The organism is Amycolatopsis umgeniensis (genome assembly GCF_014205155.1).
GTDB classification, from domain to species: Bacteria; Actinomycetota; Actinomycetes; order Mycobacteriales; family Pseudonocardiaceae; genus Amycolatopsis; species Amycolatopsis umgeniensis.
Genome location: NZ_JACHMX010000001.1, coordinates 3,363,562 through 3,389,203, shown reverse-complemented (window position 1 = coordinate 3,389,203; position 25,642 = coordinate 3,363,562). Strand labels below are relative to the sequence as shown.

The following is a 25,642-nucleotide window of genomic DNA, read 5'->3' as shown; positions in this document are numbered from 1 at the left end:
GATTACTGTGTCCGCAAAGCTTGTCGCCAAGTTCGCCGGTTCCGCCATCGCCGCTCTCGGCCTGCTGGCCGTCGTCGCACCGGGCGCTTCCGCCGCGGCGGCCGTCACGGTCACGCCGGCCTCGGGGCTCTCGGACGGTGCGGTGGTCCAGGTGACCGGAACCGGCCTCACGCCGGGCGCGACTTATCGTGTGGGCGAGTGTGCCCAGGACGCGACGGGTCAGTTCCCTTGCAGCCCTTCGCAGCTTTCGCTGGTGGCTGACGCGTCCGGGAAGATCTCGAGCCCGGTCACCGTGCAGAAGAACTTCACCGGTGTCCTGCCCGACGGCAGCAGCTACGGCGCGGTGGACTGCAAGGTCATCACCTGCGTCGTCGGCCTCGGTGACGCCGCGGGCAACGGCGGCGGTGTGATCATCAGCTTCAGCTGACACTCGCGGTCAGAACGAACGGCGATGGAGGAATTGGGACGTCGCGTGTCCCAATTCCTCCACCGTCGAGTAACAGGATAAGGGCACGAAGGCCGCAATGCACGTGAGGGCACCCGACTCGGATGGCCCGTGTCGCGAAAGCCACTTTCGGGACATCAGACGTCCCGAAAGTGGCTTTCGCGACACCTATTGAGGGGCAAAGGTGGCACCGAAACACACGTGATCCGCCCCGGATCTCGTGTGATGGAAGGCGTGACTCGTGTGATCAGACACCGCACACATGAGTTCCGCCTTCAATCACGTGAGTCACGCCTCCGGCATCGCCGCGAACCGCAGTTTCTGGTCCGCGTCGCCACTCACGACCAACCCGAACCGCCTGCTTCAGAGCGTTTCGGCGAGAAGGCCACGTTTGCGCAGCAACGGCATCACGCCTTCGCCGAATGTGTAGGCCTCTTCGAGATGCGGCTGGGCGGAAAGGATCAGATGGTCGAGACCGAGGGAATGGTATTCCTCGATCCGCTCGGCCACTTCTTCGTGGCTGCCCACCAGCGCCGTGCCGACACCGGGACGGACCAAGCCATAGCCCGCCCAGACGTTCGGGTGGATCTCCAGGGAGTCGGTGCTGCCGGAGTGCAGCGCCGCCATCCGCCGCTGGCCCTCGGATTCGGTGGCGGCGAACCGTTCCTGCGCCTGCCGGATCCGGGCCGGATCCATGCCGGCGAGCAGTTGGTCGGCCACCTTCCACGCCTCGGCCGAGGTGTCGCGGCTGATCACGTGGAATCGCGTGCCGAAGCGCAACGAACGTCCCAGTGCCTCCGCCCGCGCCCGCGACCGCTCGAGATGCGAGGCCATCGCGGCGGGCGTTTCGCCCCACATCAGCAGCACATCCGCCTGTGCGGCCGCGACTTCGAGCGCCGCCGACGAAGAACCGCCGAGGAACAGGGTCGGGCGCACCGAATGCGGCCGCGCGATCAGCCCGGCCTTCAAGGTGTAGTGCGTGCCGGTGAAGTCGAACCGCGAACCCGGCCATGCCTGGCGGAAGACGTCCATGAATTCGCCGGTGCGCGCGTACCGCTGATCGTGGTCGAGCCAGTCGCCGTAGCGGCGCTGCTCGTCGGGGTCTCCGCCGGTCACGATGTTCAGCAGCAGTCTCGAATCGGAGACACGCTGGAACGTCGCCGCGGTCTGCGCGGCCAGCAGCGGCGAGATGAATCCCGGCCGCATCGCGATCATGAACTTGACCGACCGCGTCGCGCCCGCCAGCGCCGAGGCCACGACCCACGGGTCTTCGCAGAACAACCCGAACGGCGTGAGCATCCCGGTGAACCCGAAGCGGTCCGCGGCGAGCGCGACCTGGGTCAGGTACTCGAGGTCCGGCTCGCGCCGGGCGCCGGGCGCCGCGACCCCGTCGGCGGTTTTGGCGACCTCCCGCCCGTCGCCGTGCGACGGCAGGAACCAGTGCAGTTGCAGGCTCATGAGTGCTCTCCGAACAGTGAGTGCGCGATCGCTTCCAACGGTCCCTTGGCGAGTTCCGCCTCCAGCCACAACGCGCGCCGGAACCAGCGGTGCAGCGGGAATTCCCAGGTGACGCCCATCCCGCCGCAGACCTGGATCGCCGTCTCGCAGACGGAGATCGCCGCGCGGCTCGCGGCGTGGGCGGCGCACGAGACCGCTTCCACCGCGGCGGGCCCGCCGTCCTGCGGCACGACCGCGGCGCGGTAGGCCAGCGAACGCGCGAGCTCGACCTCGGCGTAACCGTCGGCGAGCTGCTGGCTCACCGCCTGGAACGAACCGATGGGACGGTCGAACTGGGTCCGTGTCTTCGCGTGCTCGACGGCGATCTCCAGCGCCCGGTCCGCGACGCCGATGGCCTCGCCCGCGAGCAAGGTCGTGGCCCGGCCGCGGATCGCGACGAGCAGCGGCGCGGCGGACGGCGGCCCGGCGAGCAGCCGGCCTTCGGCCCCGGCCAGTGCGACATCCGACGTCGCCCGAAGCGGGTCGACGCCGGTACGCGGGGAAACGGAAACGGCATCCGGGCCGACGCCGAACAGCGCCACCCCGGCCGGCGTCCGGGCCGCGACCACGAGCTCCGTGGCGACGTCGGCGTGCAAGACCGCTTGTACCGCGCCGTCCAGCCGCCAGCCGCCGTCGCGCCGTGTCGCGCGGCAGGTGGTGGAGCCGTCGGCGAGCGTCGCCGGTCCGGGCAGGTCGACGCCCGCGGCCAGGTACACCGGCAGTGCCGACGCCGCCGTGGCGAACCACGGCACCGGGTGCAGCGCACGGCCGCCTTCCTCGGCCAGCAGGACGAACTCCGCCAGGCCGAGGTCCGGGTCGAGCCAGCCCTGCCGGACCAGCTCGGGCCAGGCGGCGAGGTCCTGCGCGCCGTCGTCGGCCAGCGCCGCTATCCGCTCGAGGCCGTAGGTGTCCTCGAGGTAGGTGCGGGCAGCGGCCTTGAGCCCGGCTTGGTCCTCGGTCAGCGCGAAGTCCATCGATAGTCCCCCTAACGTGATTTCGGCAGGCCGAGGACCCGCTCCGCGACGATGCCGCGCAGGATCTCCGACGTTCCGCCCTCGATGCTGTTGGCCCGGCTGCGCAACCGCTGGTGCTGCCAGTAGCCGTCCCAGAAGGCGTCGGTCCCGTCGGCCGCCGCACCGGCGCCGAGCAGCCGCAGCGCGAGCGCGCTGACCCGCTGGTTCGCCTGCGACCAGCGCAGTTTCAGGATCGAACTCTCCGGTCCCGGCTCGCCGGTCCGTTCCATCGCGGCCAGCGCGCGGTATCCGGTGAAGCGCAGGCCCTGCAGGTCGACGTACAGCTCGGCGATCTCGGCCCGGACCCGCGGGTCGGTGTCGCCTCCGCACGCCTTGGCTGTCTTGACCAGCCTGTCGAGCTGGACGGCCAGCCGCGCGGTGAGCGTGATGCCGAAAGTGCCGCGTTCGTGCGCGAGGGTGGTCAGCGCGACCCGCCAGCCCTGTCCCGGCTCGCCGAGCACGCACTCTTCGGGGATCTCGACGCCGGTCAGCAGGATCTGGTTGAAGTCGGTGTCACCGGACAGCTGCCGCAGCGGCCGCACCTCGACGCCGGGTGCGCGCATGTCGAGCAGGAAGCAGGTCAGCCCGCGGTGTTTGGCCGCGTCCGGGTCGGTGCGGGCGAGCAGCAGGCAATGGTCGGCCAAATGGGCGTAGGAGGACCAGACCTTTTCACCGTCGATGACGTAGCCGCCGTCGGTGCGGCGGGCCCGGGTGCGCACCGAGGCGAGGTCCGATCCGGCGTCCGGCTCGGAGAAGCCCTGGCAGAAGATCGTTTCCCCGGAAAGGATCCGGGGGAGATGGGTGGCCTTCTGCCCGTCCGTTCCATAGTGGACGATCGCGGGGCCGACCATGCCCAGCCCGATCACCCCGGCGTGGTCCGGTGCCTCGGCCAGCGCGCTCTCTTCGGCGTAGATGGCTTGGTACGCGGGGGAAAGCCCCCGGCCGCCATGATCGGCGGGCCAGGTCAGACCGGCGTATCCGGCCGCGTGCAACGCCTTGCTCCAGGCGCGCAACTCGTCGGCGGACCACGCGCGAGGCGCGCTCGGCGTGGTTTCGGGTAACTGCTCGGCGAGCCAGGCTTTGAGGCCCGCCCGGAATGCCGCTTGATCTTCGCTGTCGTCCAGCCGCATAGAGGCACCATAACCAGCCTCGATGATCGTGAGGGGGTGCGCGAGCCATTCCCGCAACTACGGAGAAACCCCTGCTGGGTCCGCAATCCGAGAGACGTTCCCCTGCCGGGGCCGCACCACGATGGTGGAGCCGGGCACCGCGTCCGGTGGAGAGGCAGGTACCCGCCCGTGGCCGCGCTGAACGACCGCACCCCGGTCATCGTCTCCGCCGTCCGCACCCCGCTCGGCAAGCGCGGCGGGGTGCTCGCCGACCTCAAGGCCGTCGAACTGATGCGGCACGTCCAGCTGGAGGTCATCGCCCGAGCCGGCATCGAACCCGGCGACGTCGACCAGATCATCGGCGGCTGCGTGACCCAGTCCGGCGAACAGAGCCTCAACGTCACCCGCAACGCCTGGCTCAACTCCGGACACGACCCCGGCGTCGGTTGCTCCACAGTGGACGTTTCCTGTGGATCGGCGCAGCAGGCGAACCATCTGATCTCCGCGTTGATCGCCGCGGACGCCATCGACACCGGGATCGCCTGCGGCGTCGAGTCGATGAGCCGGGTGCCGATCGGGACGAACCTGTACCAGGGCCCCGGGCACTACAAGACGCGCGACTACCCGTGGGACGATCCGCCCAAGGCGCAGTTCGGCGGCGCGGAGCGGATCGCCGAACGCGAAGGCATCGGGCGCGCGGACGCCGACGACTACGGCCTGCTCTCCCAGCAGCGCGCGGCGCGGGCGTGGGAAGAGGGCCGGTTCGACCGTGAAGTCTCCCCGGTCGGCGCGGTCACTCGCGACGAAGGCATCCGCGAAACCACCCGCGAGGGGCTCGCCGCGCTGCGGCCCAACATCGAGGGCGCGGTGCACACCGCGGGGTCGACGTCCCAGATCTCCGACGGCGCCGCCGCGATCCTCTGGATGTCGTACGGCAAGGCCCGCGCGCTGGGCCTGACCCCGCGCGCACGGCTGGTCGGCCAGGTCGTCACCGGCGCCGATCCGTACTACCTGCTCGACGGGCCCGTGGTCGCCACCGAACGGGTCTTGCGCCGGACCGGCCGCCGACTGTCCGATGTGGACATCTGCGAGGTGAACGAGGCCTTCGCAGGGGTGGTGCTCAACTGGGCCAAGGCGCACGGCGCGGACATCGACCGCGTCAACGTCAACGGCGGCGCCATCGCGCTCGGTCACCCGCTGGGCGCGACCGGGACCAGGCTGCTGGTGACCGCGCTGCACGAGCTCGAGCGCACCGACACCTCGACGGCGCTGATCACCATGTGCTGCGGCGGTTCGCTGGGCACCGCCTCCCTGCTGGAAAGGCTTTGACCATGCGCGAAGAGGAGTTCTTCCGCCGTGCGCGGGCCGGTTCGGCCGGCCCGCTGGAGGGTGTGCGCGTCCTGGACGTGACCAAGGTCTGGTCCGGTCCGCTCGCCACCTGCGTCATGGCGGATCTGGGGGCCGACGTGGTCCGGATCGAGCTCGCCGACGGCCACGACGGCGAAGTGCCGCCGAACATCCCCGGCACCGGGCTTTCGTGGTTCCGGGAAACCGTGCACCGCAACAAACGCAGTGCCGGGCTCGACCTGCGCGCCGACCTCGATCGCGCGCGGTTCCTGGAACTGGTCGCCCACGCGGACATCGTGGTCGAGAACTACAAACCCGGCACCCTCGACGGCTGGGGCGCCGGGTACGAGGCCTGCCGGGCGGCGCGCGAGGACGTCGTTTTCGTTTCGGTGTCCGGCTTCGGGCAGTACGGGCCGAAATCGCATCTGCCCGCCTACGATCCCGCGATCCAGGCCGCGGCGGGCTGGATGTCGCTCAACGGCCTCCCGGAGGGGCCGCCCGTCCGGGCTCCGACGTTCCTCGCCGACGAGCTGGCGGGCCTGCACGCGGCGATCGGCGCGCTCGCGGCACTGGCACACCGGAACCGGACGGGGGAAGGGCAACACGTCGACGTGGCCATGGTGGACTGCCTGCTCGCCAGCAGCAGCGGACTGCCGACCCTCGCCGCGACCGGCGCCCCGCCACCGAGGTTGGGCAACGAGACCGATTTCGTCGTCCCGGCGAATGTCTACGAATGCGCCGACGGCCATTTGTATCTCGCTGTCGCGATCAACCGGCACTGGCGCACGCTCACCGAAATCATCGGCAGACCGGAACTCGGCCGGGCGGAGGGATTCCGCACGAACGTCGAAAGACTGGCCAATCGAGAACCGATCAACGCGATGATTTCGGGCTGGTGCGCGGGACGTCCGTTGGCCGACGCCCTCGAGGAGCTGAACGACAACGGGCTCGTCGCCGCGCCGGTGCGCACGCTCACCGAAGCCGTCGCCGACGAGCACGTCCAAGCGCGCGCGATGCTGCAGGAAACGGTGCTGAGCAATGGATCCACCGCACCGATCGTGGGGCCCGCGGTGAAGTTCTCCCGAACCCCGACGAAGGTCCGTCACGGCGCTCCCACGCCGGGCGCGGACACCGTCGAAGTGTTCGCCGAACTCGCGGCAAACGATGAGAAGAATAGTTTGCGTCGCGCTTCATAAAATAGAAACAAATTGTGCGGGAAACAGAGGAGGCGGCGTGGCAGAGCACCACCGGGCCCTGGTCACCGGGGCTTCACGAGGGATCGGCCGGGCCGTGGCCCTGCGGCTGGCCCAGGAGGGCTACGCCGTCGCGGGTTGTTTCTCGAAACCGAGCGCGGCGTCGGCGGAAATCGAAGAGGACGTCGCCGCGATCGGCGTACCCGGCTATTTCGCGGAATGCGACGTCGCCGATTCGGCGGCCGTCGAGCAATTCGTCAAGGACGCCGAGGAGAAGCTAGGCCCGATCGACCTGCTGATCAACAACGCCGGCATCACCAAGGACAGCCCGCTGGTGCTCGCCAGCGCCGAGGACTGGCACGCGGTACTCGCCACGAACCTCACCGGCACCTGGAACTTCTGCCGCGCCATGGCCTTCCGGTTCATGAAGAACCGCGGCGGCGTCGTGGTCAACATGTCCTCGGTCGCCGGCGTCTACGGCCACGCGGGCCAGACCGCCTATTCCGCCAGCAAGGCGGGCATCATCGGCTTCAGCAAGTCGCTGGCCAAGGAGGTCGCCGGGCACGGCGTCCGGGTCAACGTCGTCGCGCCCGGGTTCATCGAGACCGACATGACCGGTTCCCTCGGCGACAAGCAGCGCGCCAAGGCACTGACGCAGATCCCGGCCAAACGCTTCGGCACCGGCGAGGACGTCGCCGAACTGGTCGCGTTCCTGGTCTCCGACCGCGCCTCCTACATCACCGGACAGGTGCTGCAGGTCGACGGGGGGATCACGCTGTGACCGGTATCCCCGCCTTCGCCGCGCCGCTGCGGGCGGTCGACACGCTGGACGTCCGGGCCTCGGGGGACGACCTCGAGCTCGTCGCCCAGATCACCGTGGACGGCAAGGAACCCAATCTGCGCGGGCATTTCCCCGGCCAGGCCGTGTACCCCGGCGTCTTCGTCATCGAGACGCTGGAACAGGCGATGCGGGAGGCCGTGGGCGCCCGGTTGAGCACCGTCCGGTCGGTCCGCTTCCTCGCGCCGCTGCTCGACGGCGACCGGATGGTGCTGACGGCCACCGCGAAGCGCACCCCGGACGGCTGGGACGTGACCGGCAAGGCCACCCTCGGCGAGACGACGACGGCCAAGATCCGCGCCTCCTTCGAGGAGGCGGCGGGATGACCGAGCACCACGACATCCGGGTCCTGCTCCCGCAGCGGTATCCGCTGCTGCTGGTGGACCGCGTGCTGGAGCTGGTCCCCGGCGAGTCGATCGTCACGATCAAGGCGGTCACCGGTACGGAGCCGTGCTTCGAGGGGATTCCCGACGGCGCCCCGGCGGACCGGTACGACTACCCGAAGTCGCTGATGATCGAGTCGTTCGGGCAGAGTGCCGCGCTCCTCTGGCTCGACGGCCGTGAGCCGGTCGAGGACGACGACTCGACGTTGATGTTCATCGGTGCCCGTGACTACCGCTTCACGGGCGCCGCCCGTCCTGGTGACGTGCTGCGCCACGAGGTCCGCCTGGAGTCGGTACTGGCCGACACGGCCTTCGCCACCGGGCGGACCTGGGTCGGTGATCGCCTGATCGCCACCGTCACCACCCTGACCGCGACGCGACGCCCCGTGCGGCCCGCGGCGTGAGAACCGGACAACGAAATCGGAGGATCGTCATGACGCAGACCGACACCCAGCTCGAGGAACTTCGCGAGCTGGTCGCCGAGGTGCTCGAACTCGAGCCCGAGGAGCTGGAGGACAACGGGGACTTCATCGACGACTACGAGGCCGATTCCCTCCGTGCCATCGAGATCCTCGCCCGTATCGACAAGCAGTACAAGGTCGAGATCCCGCAGGCGGAACTGCCCGAGCTGCGCACGCTCAAGGCGGTCAACGACGCCCTGATCCGGCACTCCGTCAAGAAGGGATGAACCGTGGCCCGCGTTGTCGTGACCGGGGTCGGCCCGGTGTCGAGCATCGGGATCGGGATAGCCGCGTTCGCCGAGGCGCTGCGCACCGGCCGATCCGGGATCTCGCCCATCACCAGCTTCGACCCGGCCGGGTTCCCGCACCGGAACGCGGGCGAGGTCCAGACCTTCGATCCGGGCGCCCATCTCCGCCGGGTGGATCCGGCGCGGTGGGGGCGGTCCAGCCAGTTCGCGGCCAGTGCCGCGCAGCTGGCGGTCGCCGACGCCCGGCTCGACCTGACCTCGGTGGCGCCGGGGCGCGCCCACGCGATCATGGGGACCACCAGCGGTGAGTCCGCGGTCGCGGAGGCGCTCACCGCGCAGATCATCGCCGACGGTTTCGCCGGGCAGGACCCGGCGCTGCTGACCCAGCTGCCCGCCAACCGGCTGGCGAACGCGGTCAGCGAGGAACTCGGGTTGTCCGGCGAGTCGCTGACCATCGCGACGGCCTGTTCGGCGAGCAACTACGCGATCGGCTACGCCTACGACCTGCTCGCGGGCGGCGAGGCCGACGTCGTCTTCGCCGGCGGCGCCGATTCGGTGTGCCGCTGGGCACACGCCGGGTTCTTCCGGCTCGGCGCGCTGGCGAAGGACGCCTGCACCCCGTTCGACAAGGACCGCGCGGGCATCCTCACCGGCGAGGGTGGAGCCGTGCTGGCCCTGGAAACCATGGAGCACGCCCGGAAAAGGGGGGCGACGATCTACGCGGAGCTGCTCGGGTACGGCGTCAACTGCGACGCCATCCACCCGGTCTCCCCGGACGCGCCGACGGTCGCGGAATGCATGCGCATCGCCCACCGCAACTCCGGCATCTCACCGTCCGATGTGGACTACATCTGCGCGCACGGCACCGGCACGCCGGTGAACGACCTGGTCGAGAGCAAGGCCGTGATCGAGGTCTTCGGCGAGCGCCCGCCGCCGATCAGCTCGATCAAGTCGATGCTCGGCCACACCATGGGCGCGGCCTGCGGATTCGGGGCGATCGCCTCGACCATCGCGATCGACCGCGGTTTCCTGCCGCCCACGGTCAACTGGACCACCGCCGATCCGGAACTGGGCGTCGACCCGGTCCCGAACGCGGCGCGCCCGGCGAACGTCCGGGTGGTCCAGAACGACGGTTTCGCCTTCGGTGGCAACAACGCCATCGTGATGTTGGGAGCCCCGGAATGAGCGGTGTGGTGGTGACCGGCTGGAGCGCGCTGACCTCCGCGGGCGTCGGCGTGGACGCGCTGGCGAAGAAGCTCGCGCTGGCGGAGGCGGGCCAGGTCGAGAAGGGTCAGGAGATCGGCGATCTCTACGAGGAGCCGCTGCCCGCGGCGAGCGGGCACGTGCTCACCAGCTTCAGCCCCCGGGAACACCTGGGGCGCAAGGGAACCAGCACCTACGACCGGTCCACCGGGCTGGCCGTGGTGTGCTGCCAGGAAGCGCTGCGCGAGGCCGGGGTGTCCCTCGACGACGAGGCCCGGCCACGGATCGGGGTGGTGCTCGGGACTTCGCTGGGCAGTTTCAAATCCACCAGCGACTACACCCGCGAGACCCTGGTGCAGGACAAGCCCTACCTGGTCAACCCGATGCTGTTCCCGAACACGGTGATGAACTGCGCCGCCGGTCAGGTCGCCATCCGGTTCGGCCTCCGCGGGGTGAACGCCACCATCGCGGGTGGCACCCTCGGTTTCCTCAACGTGCTCCGGTACGCGGGCAACGCCATCGATCGCGGTCACGTCGACGTCGTCGTCGCGGGCGCGGTGGAGGAGTTCACCCCGCACCGCGCGTGGGCGACCCACCTGACCGGCGCGACCGACGTCGTCGCCCCCGGTGAGGCGGCCGGGATGTTCGTGCTGGCGAAGGAGAACACGCCGGAGTGGGCGGGCACGCGGCAGCGTGCCGGTGTCCTCGCCGTCGCTACGGCCTACGGGCCGGGCGGCGGTGACGCGGCCGAAACCGCGCTCGCCGGATGTGTGAGCCGGGTGCTGGCGAAGGCGGGCGCCGACGCGGCCGAAGTGTCCACTGTGTACACCGGTGAAGTCGAGGACGACGACCGCCGCGAGTACGGCCCGATCGTCCGCGCGCTCGGCCACAGCCCGGAGCGGGTCATGGTCAAGCGGCTGTTCGGCGAATGCGACGCGGCCTCCGGCGCGGTGGCGCTGGGTGTCCTGCTCGCCGAAGAGCGCGATTCCGGACCCGGCGGGTTGAGCCTGCTCACCGCGCGAGGCGCGGACGGTGCCGTGGGCGCCGCCATCGTGAGGAGGTACGCCGATGGCGGTCCTGATCGCGGGTAGCGCGGTGCGCACCTGCCTCGGTTCGGGCGCGGAGACTTTCGACGGCCTGCTCCGCGGCGCTTGTGGCGTCTCGCCGCTCCGGTACGGCGACCCCGGGCAGCTGAATGTCGCCTACGGCTACCACGCCGGCCTCGACGACGAGCTGTTCCGCGCGGGACGGCTCTTGGCCGAATGCCTGAAAGAAGCCGTCGCACAGTCCGGTGTGGACACGGAGACGCGGCGGGTCGCCGTGCTGATCGGCACCGGGCTGCGTGAGCTGTCCGCGGTGGAACGGCTCGCGCTCACCGGCGAGACCGTTTCCGCCGGGCGGCTGGACTTCGCCGACGTCGTGGCCGAGACCCTGCCCGGCGTCACGGACGTGACCACGGTCGTCAACGCGTGCAGCGCGGGCGGCCACGTTCTCGCGCTCGCGCAGGATCTTCTGGAACTGGGCGAATGCGACGCGGTCGTGGTCGCCGCCGCCGACGCGATGACGCGGTCGATGCTCGCCATGATCGGCCGTGTCGCCGAGGAACCGACAGAGCGTGTTCGGCCGTTCGACCGCGAGCGCACCGGCGTGCTCCTCGGCGAAGGCGCGGCGGCGCTCGTCGTCGTGCCCGAGACCTGGGACGGCCCGGCGCTCGGCCGGGTCGCCGCGACCGGTCTTTCCTGCGACGCCTACCACGCCACGGCGCCGGACATCGAGGGCATCGCCCGCGCGATGTCCGACGCCTACACGCGTGCGGGCCGCGTCCCGTCCGAAGTGGACGTCGTGGTGGCGCACGCGACAGGCACCGCGCTCAACGATCCGGTCGAATGCGACGCGTTGCGCAAGGTCGTCCTCGGTGGCGGCGGGAACCCGCTCGTCACCGCGGTCAAGGGCTCGACAGGGCACACCTCCGGCAGCGCCGCCCTGGTCAACGTGGACGTCGCGCTGCGGATCTTCGCCTCCGGCGAGGTGCCCGCGGTCGCCGGCCTGACCGACCCCCTCGACGAGGGCACCGGATTGCGGCTCGTCATCGGCGACGCTGTCGCCGCGCGGCCGGATCTGGTGCAGGTCAACGCGTTCGGGTTCGGCGGGGTCAACGCCGTCACCCTGCTGGAGCGGGCATGACCGGCCGCGAGAGGGAAACCAGGTTGCTCCTGACCGGCTGGAGCCTGCACCTGCCCGGCGTCGAGGGGTTCGACGGCGCGCCGCCGGAGAAGGCCGCCGCCGTCCTGGGCCGGAAAGGGCTGCTGTACAAGGAACCTTCGACTCGGCTCGCGTTGTGCGCGGTGCATCGCGCGCTGGGTTTCGAACCGGGGCAACGGGCCACCGGGCCGATCGAAGCCGGTACCGCGGTGGTCGCGTGCAGCAATCTCGGCAACGTCGAGACGGTCGCGAAGGTCACGCGTGCGGTCGAGGCGGAAGGCGGCCGCGCGGTGAGCGTGCTCGACGCGCCCAACGTGTCGCCGAACGTCGTGGCCAGCACGGTCGCGCTGTGGTTCGGTTTCGGCGGTCCGAACCTGATGCTGTGTTCCGGCAGTACCGCCGGGCTCGCCGGTCTGCGGATGGCGAGTCTGCTGCTGCGCTCCGGCCGGGCCACGCGGGTGGTGCTCGTCGGGGCCGAGCCGGAGGACGAGATCGCTTCGATCCTGCACGACGGACCACTGCGCGCGGGGAGCGCGTGCGTGATCCTCGAGCCCTGGCGCGAGGACTCCGGGCACGCCGTCGTCGACTTCGAGCAAGGGGAGGCCGCGCGCACGGTCGGACCCGGCGGTTTCGACGTCAAGGAACAGTGGGGCGACTTCTACGGCGCGCACGGGGTCGTGGAGCTCGCGCTCGCCGCCCACCTCGCCGTCGTGGAAGGCGAAGGCCGCGTGGGCATCGGCCCGCGACGGCCGGACGGCGGACCGGCGGTTTCGGTCGCCGTCACTGATCACAGCGATGAGATGGGGTCCCCGTGAACGGTTCAGCGGTGAAGGCGCACACGATCTCGCCCGGCAGGCCCGGCGCGCCGCTGGTGCTGTTCGCCCACGGGATGGAAGGCCATTGGAAGAGCTGGACGCCACTGGCGGCGCATCTCGACCAGGGCTACCGGGTCGTTTCACTGGAGCTGCCGTGGAAGGCGGGCAACGACTTCCGCTGGCGCAACCGCTCCTTCGGCCATTGGCTCGGCGACGGCCTCGACCTGCTCGGCACCACCCCGGACGTCCTCGTGGCGCACTCGTTCGGCGCCAACGCCGCGCTGGAGCTGATGTGCGCGCTCGATCCGCGGGTCGGTTCGTCGGTGGCGTTGTTCTGCCCGTTCTACCGGCTGCCCCGGTACGAGGTGACCTGGCGGATGTTCGAGCGCTCGCGCGAGACGTTCACCGCGCACGTCGGCGAGGGTGTCCGCGCCAGGCTCGGCAAACGAGCGTCCACTTTGGACCCCGAGGTGATCGACGGCATGGTCAAGATCGCGCTGAACCGCGCCGGGCCGCTCGGCTTCGCGTCGGTGTTCGACCGTTACGCCGCGAGCGCCGACCTCCAGCTCGGCAATGTCGAGATCCCGACGAAGGTGCTTGTCGGCGGCCAAGACCCGACGTTGCCCGCCGAGTCCGCTGTCGCGCTCGCGGCCGGTATGCCGGGCGCGACGCTGCACACGCACGAACGCGGCGACCACTTCTTCCACGTTCGCTACGCCCGGTACGCCGCGGCCGAGGTGACCGGCCTCGTCGAGGACGTCCGGACCATCCCGAAGGTAGGTGAGCTCCGATGACCGCAGTCCTGCGGCCAAGCACGACCGTCACGCACGGCCGCCCCGCGTTCGAGGGCGCCAACATCCGCACCTGGATCGGTTTCAAGCACTTCATGTACCTGGTCGAGCAGGGTGTCCTGCAGTGGCTGCGCGATCAGGGCACGAGTGCGCGCGACCTCTTCCTCGAGCACGGCCTCGGCGCGGAGATCGTGGACTGCTCGGTGCAGTTGCCCGCGGTGCTGGAACTCGACGACGAGGTCGAAGTCGAGGTCACCCCCGGCCGCGGCGACAAGCTGAACGTCCAGCTGTCGGTGGTCCGCGACGGCGCGAAGGTCACCGTGCTGCGCGGCAAGGTCACCGTCGCGCTGGTCCGAGAGCGGGCGGCGGACACCACGGCGGCCGCTCCCGAGGCGCTGGCGCATCTGGAAGTCCCGGCGCTGACGTCCACAGTGGAACGGATCGCGATCCCCGCCGGGGAGACCGCCGAGTCGGTGCTGACCGCCGAGCCGGGCGCGTTCCTGTGGTCCTGGCGGGCGCCGTACTTCTACTGCCACTACTCCGACCGCGTCCAGCACTCCGGTTTCGTCCGGACGCTGGAGGAGGTCGTCGACCGCTACCTCGCCGACCGCGGTATCTCCGTCGGCCGGATGCTGTCCGAACGCGCGTGGATCCCGGTCGTCTCCCGCGCCCGCGTCCGGCTGCTGGAGGACGCGCGGATGGAGGAGACGGTGCACACCGTGTTCACCGTGACCGACATCCTGCGCGGGGTCATGTTCGACGGCCGCATGGACTGCTACGTCCAGCGTGGCTCGGAACTGGTCCCGGTGGCCACCGCCCAGATCCTGCACGGCTACGCCATCGCGGCCGGTCCGGGCGCGGGCGGGATGGCCCAGCTGGACGAGGGTGTCGTGCACGCGCTGATCGGGGACCGGGCGTGAGCCGGCCCGCCAAGCTGTACTTTTCGCTGCGCAGCCCGTACAGCTGGCTCGCGATCAACCGGCTGCGCGACGAGGTGCCCGGCGCGCTCGAACAGCTGGTGTGCCTTCCGTACTGGGATCCGGACACGGTGACCGGTGCCGGCCTCGACGAACGCGGCGGCGAGTTCCACTACGTGCAGATGAGCCGCGCGAAGCATCTGTACATGCTGATGGACACCAAGCGGATCGCCGAGGGGCAGGGCCGCAAGATGGCCTGGCCGATCGACATCGACCCGTGGTGGGAACTGCCGCATCTGGCTTGGCTGCGCGCACGCCGCGAGGGTGTCGAGTGGCCGTTCTACGACGCGCTCAACGAGGCGCGCTGGGGTCGCGGCGACAACATCTGCGAGCCCGACGTCGTCCGCGCCGCCGCCGAGCGGGCCGGATTCGATCCGGAGCTGGCCGTCGGCGCCGTCGACGACCCGGAGATCCGCGCCGAAGGGGTCGACTGTCTCTACCAGGCCTATCTCGACGACATCTTCGGCATCCCCTACTTCAAATGGGGCCGCCACCGGTTCTGGGGATTCGACCGGCTGGACGCGTTCCTGGAAGTCTGGCGGCCCGCGGCGCGAGAGGAGCGTGCGGCATGAGCGAGGACCAGGACGCCACGGTCATCGAGCTGCCCCAGTCCGAGTGGTACGGCGTGCCCCCCGAACTGCTGGACGAAGGCGCCGTCTACGACTGGGACAGCCCGGGCGGCTGCGGATGAGGACCGTCGAAGAGGAACGGCTGTACCGCAAGCAACGCCTGGCGGCGACCATGCGGCTGTTCGCGGTGCGGGGTTTCGACGAGGGCGCCGGCGGTCACGTGACCGCCCGCGACCCCGGCGACCCGGAGAGGTTCTGGATCAACCCGTTCGGTGTCCACTTCGGACACGTCCGGGTCAGTGACCTCCTGCTGGTCGACAGCCGGGGCGAAGTCGTCGAAGGCGACGGGAGGATCAACCCGGCCGGGTTCATCATCCACTCGCACGTCCACGCGGCACGGCCCGACGTCGTCGCCGTCGCCCACGCGCATTCCACCTACGGGCGCGCATGGGCGACGCTGGGCCGCAAACTCGACCCGATCACGCAGGACGCCTGCGCGTTCTACGAGGACCACGAGGTCTTCGACGAGTTCGGCGGGGTGGTGCTGGATTCCGACGAGGGCAAGCGGATCGCGGTCCGTCTCGGCACGGGCAAGGCGGTGATCCTGCGCAATCACGGGCTGCTCACGGTCGGCGGCACCGTGCAGGAGGCGGCCTGGTGGTTCACCACCATGGACAGCTCGTGCCACGTGCAACTGCTCGCGGAGGCGGCCGGGACACCGGTGCCGATCGAGCCCGGGGTCGCGCGGCACACCGCGTCGACCATCGGCACACCGGGGATGGGGCGGCTCAACTTCCGCCCGCTGTACGCCGATCTCGTGCGCGTGCAGCCGGATCTGCTGGACTGAGGGGAAAGGTCATGCCGACGCTACTGAACGACCACATCGCCGAGGACGGGGCCGGGAGCGCGATCGTCGACGAGGCGGGAGCTGTCGGCTGGCGGCTGCTGGGGGAGCGGGTGAACCGCTGGATCACCCTGCTGCGGGATCGGGGGCTCGGCGAGGGCGACCGGCTGGCCTGTGTGCTCGGCAACCGCCGGGAGACCTTCGAGGTGCTCCTGGCGTGCCTGCACTCCGGGATCACCGTGGTACCGGTCAACTGGCACCTCACCGATCCGGAAATCGCCTACATCGTCTCGGATTCCGGGAGCAAGGCCCTGGTCGTCGAGCCCTCGTACGCCGAGACGGCCGGGCGCGCGGTGGCCCAGTCCACCGGCGGGTGCACGACACTGTTCGTCACCGGCGCCTCGGACGAGCACGGATTCGAAGCGGTGGAACCGTTGCTGGCCGAGGTCTCCGCGGCCGAGCCCGAGGGACAGACCTGCGGCGCCACGATGTTGTACACGTCGGGGACGACCGGCGTGCCCAAGGGCGTGGTGAACGGTCTTTTCGTCGTCGGCGCGCCGTTCTCCCGGGTGTCGAAACTGACCAGGTACGCGCACGCCGTCCTGGACGTCCCTTCGCGTGAGCGATGCCTGCTCGACGGTCCTTGGTACCACTCGTCGCAGCTGTTCTTCTCGCTGCTCGGCCTGTTGCTGGGCTCGACGCTGGTGATCCGCCGTTCGTTCGATCCAGAGTCCACTTTGGACATCATCGACCGGGAGCGGATCACCGCCGCGCATCTCGTGCCGACCCAGTTCATCCGCCTGCTGCGGCTCCCCCCGGAGGTCCGCGCGCGGTTTTCGGGGAAGAGCCTCGGCCGTGTGTGGCACGGTGGCGGCCCCTGCTCGCCGGACGTCAAGCGCCGGATGATCGACTGGTGGGGCCCCGTGCTGACGGAGTACTACGGTGCCACCGAGGGTGGCGCCGTCACGCTCACCAACTCGCGCGACTGGCTCGCACACCCCGGCAGCGTCGGCAAAGCCGTGCCCCCGAACGAGATCGTGATCCTCGGCGAGGACGGCACGCCGCAACCGGTCGGCTCGTCCGGGCGCGTTTTCATCCGGCGGGTCAAGGGCCAGAGCTTCTCGTATCACAACGCCCCCGAGAAGACGCGGTCCGCGCATCTGGAGCCGGGCACCTTCACCTTCGGCGACGTCGGCCGTCTCGACGAGGACGGTTTCCTTTATCTGACGGGGCGCGCGCAGGACATGATCGTCTCCGGCGGGGTCAACGTGTACCCGGCCGAGATCGAGGCCGTCCTGCTCAACCATCCGGTGGTCCGCGACGTCGCGGTGATCGGCGTTCCCGACGACGAGTTCGGCGAGCGGGTGGCCGCCGTCGTCGAGGTCGCCGAAGACGCCCCCGCCGACCTTTTCGCGCTGCTGGACCCGTTCTGCCGCACGTCTTTGGCGGGCTTCAAGACACCGAGGTCGTACCACGTCATCGCCCGGCTCCCTCGGGAAGCGACCGGCAAGCTCCGCAAGGACGTACTGCGCAAGAGTTTCTCCGCGATCGGGATCGAACGGCCCGACATCGCGCATCCGGTGACCTTCGCCGCCGGCGTACCGCACGCGGAGTTCGCCCGTCGTCGTGAGACCGAACCGGTCGCTTGGACCCCGGAACCGTTGCTGACCCGGCATTCCAGCGCCGGCCGCACCGCCCAGCGCGGCTCCGGTTACTGGGCGGTGACACGCTACGACGACGTCTACTCGGTTTCGCGGCGGCCGGAGGAGTTCTCGTCTGCGGCGAAGGGCGCCTTCCTGCCCGACCCGCGGACACCGGGCGACCTCAAGCAGACCCGGCAGCTGCTGGTGAGCATGGACGGCCCGGAACACGTCCGGATCCGCCGTCTGGTCGCGACCGTGTTCACGCCCAAGTCGGTCCGCGGGCTGAGTGACAGCATCGCCGGGCACGCGCGGCGGCTGGTGGAGAAGGTCACCGCGGCGGGGGAGTTCGACGCCGTCGCCGATTTCGCCGCCGAGTTGCCGCTTCTGGTCCTGTGCGATCTGCTCGGTTTCCCGCCGGAGGACCGGCATCTGCTCTACCGCTGGAGCAACGCGCTGGTCGGCTTCGACGATCCGGAGTTCGGCGGTGGCGACGTCGACGCCTACCGGCGGACCTTCGCCGAAGCGTTCGCCTACGCGATGAAACTCGGCATGTCCCGGCGCGAGAACCCGACAGACGACCTGATCAGCAGGCTGGTCAACGCCGAGGTCGACGGGAAGCACCTGAGCGACAGGGAGTTCTGCAGCTTCTGGCTGCTGCTGGTGGTCGCGGGCAACGAGACCACCCGTCACCTGATCTCCGGTTCGCTGGAGGCACTCGTGGCCAATCCGGCCGAACGTGACCGGCTGGTGTCCGGTGAGGTACCGGTCGCCACCGCGGTCGACGAGCTGATCCGCTGGGTCACCCCGATCATGCAGTTCCGCCGCACCGCGCTGCGGGACACGGAGATCGCCGGACAGCCCATCGCCGAGGGCGACAAGGTCGTCGTCTACTACACCTCCGCCAACCGCGACCCCGCCGTGTTCACCGACCCGGACCGGCTCGACCTCGGCCGCGATCCCAACCCCCATCTGTCCTTCGGTATCGGCCCGCATTTCTGCCTCGGCGCGCATCTGGCCCGGCTGGAGATGTCGACGCTGCTGACCGAGCTGCTGCCGCATCTGTCCAAGCTGCGCCTGACCGGACCGGTGACCCGGCTCGAGTCGAACTTCGTCAACGGCGCCAAGACCATGCCCGCGCGCTTCGGATGATTCCAAGAGAAAGGGAGGCCGTCGTGCCCTCGATACCTGTCCAGCCGAGCCATGAGGGAACGGTCCCCTGGCCTGCCGACCTCGTCGCGCGCTACGTCGCCGAAGGCCACTGGAAGGGCCAGGCGCTCGCCTCGCGATTCGTCGACGCGGCGGACGCGACCCCGAACGACGAGGCCTTGACCGACGGAGACTTCCGGCTGACCTACGCCGAGCTCCTGTCCCGTGTGGACGGTGCCGCCCAGCGGTTGCGAGCCCTCGGGCTCCGGCCGGACGACCGGTTGCTCTTCCAGCTGCCCAACGGCTGGGAGTTCGTCGTGCTGACGCTGGCGTGCTTCCGGCTCGGCGTGATCCCGGTGATGGCGCTGATCCAGCACCGCAGGCACGAACTGTCCTATCTGGCCGAGCTTTCCGAGGCGCGCGCGATCGCCGTGCCGGACCGCGTGAAGGACTTCGACCACCAGGAACTGGCGGCCGGGATCGCCGCCGGGGCCGAGACGATCGAGCACGTCATCGTCGCCGGGGACGTCCGTGACGGCCACGTGGACCTGCGCGCGTTGTGCGCCCCGGCTCCGGACCCTCAGGCGGCGCGCACCGAACTGGACGCGCTCGCACCCGACCCGCGTTCGGTCGCGCTGCTGATCCTTTCCGGTGGTACCACGGGTCTGCCGAAGCTCATCGCGCGTACCCACGACGACTACGCCTGCTACGTCGACGGATCCGCCGACGCTTTCGGCTTCGTGGCCTCGTCGGTGTATCTCGCGGTGCTGCCGTTCGGGCACAACTACCCGCTCAGCGCGATCCTCGGTGTGCTGTGGGCCGGCGGCCGGGTGGTCGTCTCGCCGTCGCCGTCCGCTCGTGACTCGCTGGGCGCGATCGAAGCCGAACGTGCCACGGTGACGTCGGTGGTACCGGCGATCGTGGTGCGCTGGCTCGAGTACCGCGAGGCCGACCAGCATCACGACCTGTCGTCGTTCGAGGTGCTGACCCTGGGCGCCGCGCGGCTGCAGGACCAGCTGGTGCGTCAGATCAGCTCGGTGTTCGGCTGCACGCTGCAACAGGGCTACGGCATGGCGGAGGGGCTGACAAACCTCACCCGCCTGGACGACCCGTTCGACGTCACGTGTGACACCCAGGGCCGCCCGATCAACCCGGCCGACGAACTGCGGGTGGTCGACCCCGACGGGAATCCGGTCCCGCCGGACGAGCAGGGCGAACTGATCACGCGCGGCCCGTACACGATCCGCGGGTACTACCGTGCGCCCGAGCACAACGAGCGCGCCTTCACCCCGGACGGCTGGTATCGCACCGGTGACGTCGTGCGGCTGCGCCCGGACGGTTACGTCGTCGTCGAAGGGCGCACCAAGGACGTGATCAACCGCGGTGGCGAGAAGATCGCGGCCGAAGAGGTCGAATCCTTCGCCTACCAACTGGATTCGGTGGAGATGGCGGCCTCGGTCGCGATGCCGGATCCGGTACTGGGTGAGCGCGGCTGCCTCTACGTCGTCCCGACGCCCGGCACTTCGGTCGAACTGCGGGACGTCATCGACGTCATGGAGACGGCGGGGGTCGCCCGGTTCAAACTGCCGGAGCGGCTGGTGATCGTCGACGCGATGCCGCGCACCCCGATCGGGAAGATCGACAAGAAGGTCCTGCGGGCGGACATCGCGCGACGGCTGGAGGAAGAAGCCGCCTGAGGCGCGACAGCCACGTCCGATGCCGAGCGGCCGTGTCGCGAAAGCCACTTTCGGGACGTCTGATGTCCCGAAAGTGGCTTTCGCGACGTCCCAGTAAGGGCTGGTGCGGCCCTGAACCCAAGGTGAGCGAGGCGTGATTCGTGTGATTGGAGACGGATCTCGCGTGATCAGAAGGCGAACTCCGTGAAACGTCGCCGATCACGCGTGATCCGGCTCCAATCACGCGTGATCGCCGCTCGATCACGAGTGATCCGGCCATCCCGCTCCACTCGGGTCTGAACCTTCAGCCCCGACCAGGAACGGCGTCACCTGTCACAACACGAGCACGCCACGTAAGCCCGAAAAAGGGTCGCAGAATGGGATAAGACGGGGCCCATACGACGGTGCGAAGCTAGCAGGGCAGACGGATATCGGTCTGGGTTCCGCCGCGTGGCGTGGAAAAGCTCGAGCGCGGTTCACCCCATAGCTTTTGGGAGAAAGGACGCACAAATGAGCGTTACCACAACGCGGAAAGGCGGGCCGCCCGCAGCCGCGGAAAAGCCCGCCAAACAACGCTATCTCGCCGTCGACGGCTTGCGCGGGGTTTGCGCGCTGGCACTGCTCTTCACGCACGTCGCGATGATCGCGGGAGTGCTGGGCACCAAGGAACTCGGCGGCACGATCGCTTCGACCAGCGCGGTCGGCGGATTCTTCACCGGCGGTCTGCAGATCTTCGCGGGCGTTTTCTTCGTGCTCACGGGCATGTTCGTCTATCAGGGGTTCGCGAAGTCGATCATCAACGGCACCCCGCGCAAACGCGAAGGCACGGTCATCCGCCGTGTGCTGCGCCTGCTCCCCGCGTACTACGTGATGTACTTCGTGGTGCTGGTCGCGCTGAACCTCCAGCAGATCGACAACCTGTGGGACGTCCTCCGTCCGATGCTGCTCCTGCACATCTACGACTGGGACGGCTGGAGCAACGGCATGGAGATCACGTGGACCGTGCCGGACATGGCGCAGTTCTACCTCCTGCTTCCGCTGCTCGCCTGGGCGACCTTCAAGTTCGCCTCCCGCGGCCAGACCGCGCGGGCACGCGCGTACCGGATGATGCTGCCCGTGCCGGTGCTGTTCGCGGCCGGTATCGCCTGGCTGCTGTACTCGCAGATGAACGGCCTCGGCACCCGCGCGCTGTTCTGGTACCCGATGGGCCTGATGCCGGAGGTCGCGATCGGCATGGTCATCGCGATCTGGCTGGAGCTGCAGAAAGCGTCGCCGAAGGAGGCGCCCAAGCTGCTCGCCTTCGCCGGCCGCCACCGCGTTCTGTTCCTGGGCATCGCGCTGACCTGCCTGCTGATCAACTGTGCCCGTCCCGGCAGTGAAATCGGCATGGACGATTACTACAGTCTCACCGCGCTCGGGATCTTCTACGGACTCTTGGCGATTCTCTCGGCGACATTGCTGCTGGCGATGGTCGCGCCCGGACCCGAATCGCGCCTGATCCGCGCGGTGTTCACCAACCGGGTGATCCTGTTCATCGGCAAGATCTCCTACGGGGTCTACCTGTGGCAGTTCGCGGTGATGCACTTCTACCTGCAGAAGCCGAACGCCTATTTCAACGGGGAACCGATGCCGTTGATGTTGATCCGCGCCGGCACCGGGTTCTGGGAACTGCAACTGGTCACCCTGGTCGGCACGATCATCCTTTCGACGATCTCGTACTACCTGCTCGAAAGGCCGCTGATGAACTGGGGTGAGCGGCTCATCAAGCGCCGCGCCGCCCGTAAGGCGGCCACGCTGCCGCGGCCGCGTGAGGAATCGGTCCCGGTGTAGTCCTTCGCCATCGGACCCTCCGGCCTGGCGTCCGCCGCCCGCGGACGCCAGGCCGTTTCCGTAGTCGTACCCGGAGGTACACCGTGTCCTTTTCCTCTCCTCTGAACGGGTTCCGCGTCCTGAGCGCCGGATCCGGCTCGGCCGTCGAGACGGCTCTCGACAGGCTGCGGATGCTGGACGCCGACGTCGGTGCCGCGCGCCCCGGCGTCTTGAGCCTGAGCGGGCCGGGTGTCTCGGTCGAGGCCGGCCTGCTCGGACCGTTCCCGGAGAACCTCCTGCAGGCCGACTTCGGGATCATGGCACTGCACGGCCGGTCCGAAGCGCAGCCGCGGCCGCTGGGTGTCGACTACGTTTCGGTGCTCACGGGAATGGCCGCCGTCCAAGGTGTGCTGGCCGCGACTTTGGCTCAGCTGCGTGGAAACCCGGTGTCGCGGATCGAGATGAGCGCGGACCGTGTCGCGATGATGGCGGTCGCGCAGTACATCGCCGCCGCCACCGCGGACGAGGATCCCGAGGGTCCTGACGGTATTCCGTCGACAGCACGGCCGCCGTTCGTTTCGGCCGACGGGGTCGCCTTCGAGGTCGAGGCCTTCAGCAGCGAGGCCTGGCAGGGATTCTGGGCTTCGCTGGGAGCGCCGGAACGCGCGGTCGGACAAGGATGGCGGCCGTTCCTGCTCCGCTACGAACGCGCGTCGGTGTCGCTTCCGCGCGAACTGCACGAGGCTGCCGAGTCTCGCTCGTTCGAGGAGATCCGCTCGATCGCCGAGTCGACGTCGATGCACATCTGTCCGGTTAGGACAGTGGAAGAGCGGCGCGCCGATCCCGACGCGGGTTCGCCACCGTGGTCGTTCCGGGCAGGCCGGGCAGCGCCGCCCGGACCCGGCGCCGACGCAGGACTGCCGCTCGCCGGGATCCGCATCGTCGAGTCGACCCGCCGGGTGCAGGGCCCGATGGCCACCCGGCTGCTGTCATTGCTCGGCGCGACCGTCACCCGGATCGAGCCGCCGGGCGGTGATCCCTTGCGGGGCATGCCGCCGATGGCGGGTGACTGCTCGGCGAAGTTCCGCGTGCTCAACGACGGCAAGCGCATCGCCGAGATCGACTTCAAACAGCCGTCCGGGCGCGCCGAGGTGCTGGACCTGGTCCGTGACGCCGATGTCTTCCTGCACAACTGGGCGCCGGGCAAGGACGTCGAGCTCGGCCTGGACGCGGCCACGATGCACGCGGTGAACCCCGGGCTGGTGTACGCGACCGCGTCCGGCTGGGGCGACGCGCTGGGGGAGAACCCGCCCGCGGGCACGGACTACATGGTCCAGGCGTATTCCGGGCTCGCGGACGCACTGACCCCGGCAGGCGCTCCGCCGCGGCCGACGTTGATGATCATGGTGGACATCGCGGGCGGATTCGTTTCGGCGGAAGGGATCCTGGCCGCACTGGTGGCACGGCAGCGCTTCGGCCGGGGCGGCGAGGTCACAACGTCGCTGCTCGGCGCGGCGGACGCGCTGCTGCGCGAGCCGTCGCCCGTCGCCGTCGACGGTGTCTTCACGGCGGCCGACGGCCTGCTCGCGATCGTGACCGAGTACGTCGCCGCGCTGTGCTCGCTCCTGGACATTCCCGTTCCTTCGCAAGAAGAACTGCCGGACGCGATCACCAAGGCGCTGGGCACGCGGCCGGTGGCGGACTGGGAACGCAGGCTGGGTCCGGTCGCGATGCCCGTCCGGCGCGATCTGCGCACGCTCGTCTCGCGCCGTCCCTCGCGGTTCGAGCAGAACGGATGCGCGATCGCTACTTCACCATGGACTTTTTCGTAGTCCGTGGCAGCGCAGGAGATGTTCGCCCCGTGAAAGCACTGCGATCATGGGTGGAAGCAGATGGTCCGGTCGGCGGAGGAGCTTCGTGATGGGTGGGAACACGCTGGGCGTGCTGGGCTCTGACGTCAAGGTGGGATTGTCCGACGGGACGAAGATCGCCTACGCCAACCTGGACTACGCGGCGAGCGCGCCGTGCCTGCGCGAGGTGGCCGACGTGGTGGGGGAGCTGCTCCCGTACTACGCGAGCGTGCATCGGGGCGCGGGCGCGCTTTCCCAGCTGTGCACGGAAAAGTACGAGCGGGCCCGCGAGTCCGTCACCACGTTCCTCGGCTGCCGCCCGGACGACGAAGTGGTGTTCACCCGCAACACCACCGACGCTCTGAACCTGCTCGCGCATGTCGTGCCGCAGGACACCGTCGCCATCACGTTCGAAGGCGAACACCACGCGAACCTCTTGCCCTGGAACGAAGTCGTCCGGCTTCCGGCACCTTCGTCGCCGCAGGAGGCGGTTTCGGCCGTCGCGGAGACGCTCACCGGGCTGGGCACCTGGCGTCCGGCGCTGCTGGCCGTCACCGGGGCGTCCAATGTGACCGGTGAGGTCTGGCCGCTGGCCGAACTCGCCGCCACCGCCCGCCGCTTCGGCGCCCGCATCGCGGTGGACGCCGCCCAGCTCGCACCACACCGGCGGATCGACATCGCCGCCCTCGGCCTCGACTACGTGGCTTTCTCCGGCCACAAGCTGTACGCCCCGTTCGGAACCGGCGTGCTCGCGGGTAGGCCCGACTGGCTGGACGGCGCGCGGCCGTACCTCGCGGGTGGCGGGGCCACCGCGCACGTCGGCGACGCACCCGGCCAGGTCGACTGGGCGACGGGTGCCGCGCGCCACGAGGCGGGCTCCCCGAACGTCATCGGCGCGGTGGCCCTCGCCGCCGCGTGCGACGCCCTCGCGACGGCGGACCTGGACACCATCCAGTCCGAAGAGGTCACTTTGATGACCCGGTTGCACGACGGCTTGGCGGAAATCCCTGCCGTCCGTGTGCTGGGTGCGGGTGGACGCTGGCCGGACAGGCTGGGCATCGTGTCCTTCACAGTCGATGGTGTCGAGACGCGCACCGTGTCCACGAGACTGGCCGCGGAGTTCGGCATCGGCGTCCGCGACGGCCTGTTCTGTGCCCACCCGTTCACCCGGCGGTTGCTCGAGCAGGCGGGCACGACAGCGCCGACGGCGGTGCGCGCGAGTATCGGGATCGGCACGACCGAGGACCACGTCGACCGCCTGATCGCCGGGATCCGGACCATCTCCGGCTCCTGAACGCGTTGGTGCCCCGGCTATCGCCGCTCGGTGAGCCGCTGATCGGCGACACAGCGCGGGTAGTGCCCGTCGTCCGTGGCTTCCGCCGAGCCTGGCCGGTGGACAAATGGAATTTTCTCCGGATGACCAAGTGGTCATCACTTCCGGCGATGAGGACACGGAACCGGTCTACGTCACCTATCCGCATTGGCTGGCCGCCACGGAATCTTCAGTCGAAGCCCACCGTCTCGACGACTTTCGCGAGACCTGAGTTCAAAGGCGAATTCGAGTGACTTGAACCTCCCAAACA

25 protein-coding genes are annotated in these 25,642 nt (G+C 69.6%); 22 read left to right on the top strand and 3 right to left on the bottom strand.

What is annotated here, in order from left to right; all coding sequences use genetic code 11:
* Positions 1-7 precede the first annotated feature (7 nt).
* A complete protein-coding gene (locus HDA45_RS15565) occupies positions 8-427 on the top strand; it encodes an enediyne antibiotic chromoprotein (protein ID WP_184895922.1) in 420 nt (139 codons plus the stop codon).
* 381 nt (positions 428-808) lie between these two features.
* Here HDA45_RS15565 and HDA45_RS15560 read toward each other — a convergent pair whose 3' ends face one another.
* The 3 genes from HDA45_RS15560 to HDA45_RS15550 are packed head-to-tail and all read right to left on the bottom strand — an operon-like array spanning position 809 to position 4,085.
* Positions 809-1,903, bottom strand: a complete 1,095-nt coding sequence (locus HDA45_RS15560) for an LLM class flavin-dependent oxidoreductase (RefSeq protein WP_184895920.1) — start codon at positions 1,901-1,903, stop codon at positions 809-811.
* On the bottom strand, positions 1,900-2,916 hold the full coding sequence (locus HDA45_RS15555; protein ID WP_184895918.1) for an acyl-CoA dehydrogenase family protein: 1,017 nt from the start codon (positions 2,914-2,916) through the stop codon (positions 1,900-1,902). Before HDA45_RS15555 ends, HDA45_RS15560 begins: the two co-directional genes overlap by 4 nt.
* An 11-nt stretch (positions 2,917-2,927) precedes the next feature.
* Positions 2,928-4,085, bottom strand: coding sequence for an acyl-CoA dehydrogenase family protein (locus tag HDA45_RS15550; protein WP_184895916.1), 1,158 nt, complete (start codon positions 4,083-4,085; stop codon positions 2,928-2,930).
* 168 nt (positions 4,086-4,253) lie between these two features.
* Between HDA45_RS15550 and HDA45_RS15545 the strand changes: the two genes are divergently transcribed.
* From HDA45_RS15545 to HDA45_RS15450, 21 genes are all read left to right on the top strand, one after another.
* Positions 4,254-5,393 (top strand): steroid 3-ketoacyl-CoA thiolase, encoded by a 1,140-nt coding sequence (locus tag HDA45_RS15545; RefSeq protein ID WP_184895914.1) that lies wholly within the window; start codon positions 4,254-4,256, stop codon positions 5,391-5,393.
* Positions 5,394-5,395: 2 nt separating this feature from the next.
* Entirely contained in the window at positions 5,396-6,607 is a 1,212-nt protein-coding gene (locus HDA45_RS15540; protein ID WP_184895912.1) for a CaiB/BaiF CoA transferase family protein, read from the top strand.
* A 37-nt stretch (positions 6,608-6,644) separates the two neighbouring features.
* On the top strand, positions 6,645-7,385 hold the full coding sequence (gene fabG, locus HDA45_RS15535; protein ID WP_184895910.1) for a 3-oxoacyl-[acyl-carrier-protein] reductase: 741 nt from the start codon (positions 6,645-6,647) through the stop codon (positions 7,383-7,385).
* On the top strand, positions 7,382-7,768 hold the full coding sequence (locus HDA45_RS15530; protein WP_184895908.1) for an ApeI family dehydratase: 387 nt from the start codon (positions 7,382-7,384) through the stop codon (positions 7,766-7,768). Before fabG ends, HDA45_RS15530 begins: the two co-directional genes overlap by 4 nt.
* Positions 7,765-8,229 (top strand): 3-hydroxyacyl-ACP dehydratase FabZ family protein, encoded by a 465-nt coding sequence (locus HDA45_RS15525; RefSeq protein WP_184895906.1) that lies wholly within the window; start codon positions 7,765-7,767, stop codon positions 8,227-8,229. The genes HDA45_RS15530 and HDA45_RS15525 overlap by 4 nt, the downstream gene beginning before the upstream one ends.
* A gap of 29 nt (positions 8,230-8,258) precedes the next feature.
* Positions 8,259-8,513 (top strand): acyl carrier protein, encoded by a 255-nt coding sequence (locus HDA45_RS15520; RefSeq protein WP_184895904.1) that lies wholly within the window; start codon positions 8,259-8,261, stop codon positions 8,511-8,513.
* Positions 8,514-8,516: 3 nt separating this feature from the next.
* Positions 8,517-9,719, top strand: coding sequence for a beta-ketoacyl synthase N-terminal-like domain-containing protein (locus HDA45_RS15515; RefSeq protein WP_184895902.1), 1,203 nt, complete (start codon positions 8,517-8,519; stop codon positions 9,717-9,719).
* Complete coding sequence (locus HDA45_RS15510) at positions 9,716-10,828, top strand: beta-ketoacyl synthase N-terminal-like domain-containing protein (RefSeq protein ID WP_184895900.1); 1,113 nt, start codon at positions 9,716-9,718, stop codon at positions 10,826-10,828. Before HDA45_RS15515 ends, HDA45_RS15510 begins: the two co-directional genes overlap by 4 nt.
* Positions 10,806-11,921 (top strand): beta-ketoacyl synthase N-terminal-like domain-containing protein, encoded by a 1,116-nt coding sequence (locus HDA45_RS15505; RefSeq protein WP_184895898.1) that lies wholly within the window; start codon positions 10,806-10,808, stop codon positions 11,919-11,921. Before HDA45_RS15510 ends, HDA45_RS15505 begins: the two co-directional genes overlap by 23 nt.
* Positions 11,918-12,754: a beta-ketoacyl synthase N-terminal-like domain-containing protein gene (locus HDA45_RS15500; protein ID WP_184895896.1), complete on the top strand. Its 837-nt coding sequence runs from the start codon at positions 11,918-11,920 to the stop codon at positions 12,752-12,754. Before HDA45_RS15505 ends, HDA45_RS15500 begins: the two co-directional genes overlap by 4 nt.
* Positions 12,751-13,548, top strand: coding sequence for an alpha/beta fold hydrolase (locus HDA45_RS15495; RefSeq protein ID WP_184895894.1), 798 nt, complete (start codon positions 12,751-12,753; stop codon positions 13,546-13,548). Before HDA45_RS15500 ends, HDA45_RS15495 begins: the two co-directional genes overlap by 4 nt.
* Complete coding sequence (locus tag HDA45_RS15490) at positions 13,545-14,465, top strand: thioesterase family protein (protein WP_184895892.1); 921 nt, start codon at positions 13,545-13,547, stop codon at positions 14,463-14,465. The genes HDA45_RS15495 and HDA45_RS15490 overlap by 4 nt, the downstream gene beginning before the upstream one ends.
* On the top strand, positions 14,462-15,094 hold the full coding sequence (locus HDA45_RS15485) for a DsbA family protein (RefSeq protein ID WP_184895889.1): 633 nt from the start codon (positions 14,462-14,464) through the stop codon (positions 15,092-15,094). The genes HDA45_RS15490 and HDA45_RS15485 overlap by 4 nt, the downstream gene beginning before the upstream one ends.
* Complete coding sequence (locus HDA45_RS42795) at positions 15,091-15,213, top strand: hypothetical protein (RefSeq protein WP_281400776.1); 123 nt, start codon at positions 15,091-15,093, stop codon at positions 15,211-15,213. The genes HDA45_RS15485 and HDA45_RS42795 overlap by 4 nt, the downstream gene beginning before the upstream one ends.
* A complete protein-coding gene (locus HDA45_RS15480) occupies positions 15,210-15,938 on the top strand; it encodes a class II aldolase/adducin family protein (protein WP_221471132.1) in 729 nt (242 codons plus the stop codon). Before HDA45_RS42795 ends, HDA45_RS15480 begins: the two co-directional genes overlap by 4 nt.
* An 11-nt stretch (positions 15,939-15,949) precedes the next feature.
* Entirely contained in the window at positions 15,950-18,727 is a 2,778-nt protein-coding gene (locus tag HDA45_RS15475) for a cytochrome P450 (protein WP_184895887.1), read from the top strand.
* A 23-nt stretch (positions 18,728-18,750) separates the two neighbouring features.
* Entirely contained in the window at positions 18,751-20,421 is a 1,671-nt protein-coding gene (locus HDA45_RS15470; protein WP_184895879.1) for an AMP-binding protein, read from the top strand.
* 489 nt (positions 20,422-20,910) lie between these two features.
* Positions 20,911-22,230 carry an acyltransferase family protein gene (locus tag HDA45_RS15465; protein ID WP_184895877.1) on the top strand — a complete coding sequence of 440 codons (1,320 nt, stop codon included), beginning with the start codon at positions 20,911-20,913 and terminating at the stop codon, positions 22,228-22,230.
* 83 nt (positions 22,231-22,313) lie between these two features.
* Positions 22,314-24,041, top strand: coding sequence for a CoA transferase (locus HDA45_RS15460; protein ID WP_184895875.1), 1,728 nt, complete (start codon positions 22,314-22,316; stop codon positions 24,039-24,041).
* 88 nt (positions 24,042-24,129) lie between these two features.
* Positions 24,130-25,353: an aminotransferase class V-fold PLP-dependent enzyme gene (locus HDA45_RS15455; RefSeq protein ID WP_184895872.1), complete on the top strand. Its 1,224-nt coding sequence runs from the start codon at positions 24,130-24,132 to the stop codon at positions 25,351-25,353.
* 106 nt (positions 25,354-25,459) lie between these two features.
* Positions 25,460-25,603 (top strand): hypothetical protein, encoded by a 144-nt coding sequence (locus tag HDA45_RS15450; RefSeq protein WP_246480721.1) that lies wholly within the window; start codon positions 25,460-25,462, stop codon positions 25,601-25,603.
* Positions 25,604-25,642 lie beyond the last annotated feature (39 nt).

Coding starts and splice junctions, on each gene's coding strand:
- HDA45_RS15500 (WP_184895896.1), top strand. CDS start 11,918: ATGACCGGCCGCGAGAGGGAAACCAGGTTGCTCCTGACCGGCTGGAGC.
- HDA45_RS42795 (WP_281400776.1), top strand. CDS start 15,091: ATGAGCGAGGACCAGGACGCCACGGTCATCGAGCTGCCCCAGTCCGAG.
- HDA45_RS15505 (WP_184895898.1), top strand. CDS start 10,806: ATGGCGGTCCTGATCGCGGGTAGCGCGGTGCGCACCTGCCTCGGTTCG.
- HDA45_RS15510 (WP_184895900.1), top strand. CDS start 9,716: ATGAGCGGTGTGGTGGTGACCGGCTGGAGCGCGCTGACCTCCGCGGGC.
- HDA45_RS15550 (WP_184895916.1), bottom strand. CDS start 4,085: ATGCGGCTGGACGACAGCGAAGATCAAGCGGCATTCCGGGCGGGCCTC.
- HDA45_RS15525 (WP_184895906.1), top strand. CDS start 7,765: ATGACCGAGCACCACGACATCCGGGTCCTGCTCCCGCAGCGGTATCCG.
- HDA45_RS15490 (WP_184895892.1), top strand. CDS start 13,545: ATGACCGCAGTCCTGCGGCCAAGCACGACCGTCACGCACGGCCGCCCC.
- HDA45_RS15465 (WP_184895877.1), top strand. CDS start 20,911: ATGAGCGTTACCACAACGCGGAAAGGCGGGCCGCCCGCAGCCGCGGAA.
- HDA45_RS15540 (WP_184895912.1), top strand. CDS start 5,396: ATGCGCGAAGAGGAGTTCTTCCGCCGTGCGCGGGCCGGTTCGGCCGGC.
- HDA45_RS15480 (WP_221471132.1), top strand. CDS start 15,210: ATGAGGACCGTCGAAGAGGAACGGCTGTACCGCAAGCAACGCCTGGCG.
- HDA45_RS15555 (WP_184895918.1), bottom strand. CDS start 2,916: ATGGACTTCGCGCTGACCGAGGACCAAGCCGGGCTCAAGGCCGCTGCC.
- HDA45_RS15450 (WP_246480721.1), top strand. CDS start 25,460: ATGGAATTTTCTCCGGATGACCAAGTGGTCATCACTTCCGGCGATGAG.
- HDA45_RS15455 (WP_184895872.1), top strand. CDS start 24,130: ATGGGTGGGAACACGCTGGGCGTGCTGGGCTCTGACGTCAAGGTGGGA.
- HDA45_RS15475 (WP_184895887.1), top strand. CDS start 15,950: ATGCCGACGCTACTGAACGACCACATCGCCGAGGACGGGGCCGGGAGC.
- HDA45_RS15520 (WP_184895904.1), top strand. CDS start 8,259: ATGACGCAGACCGACACCCAGCTCGAGGAACTTCGCGAGCTGGTCGCC.
- HDA45_RS15560 (WP_184895920.1), bottom strand. CDS start 1,903: ATGAGCCTGCAACTGCACTGGTTCCTGCCGTCGCACGGCGACGGGCGG.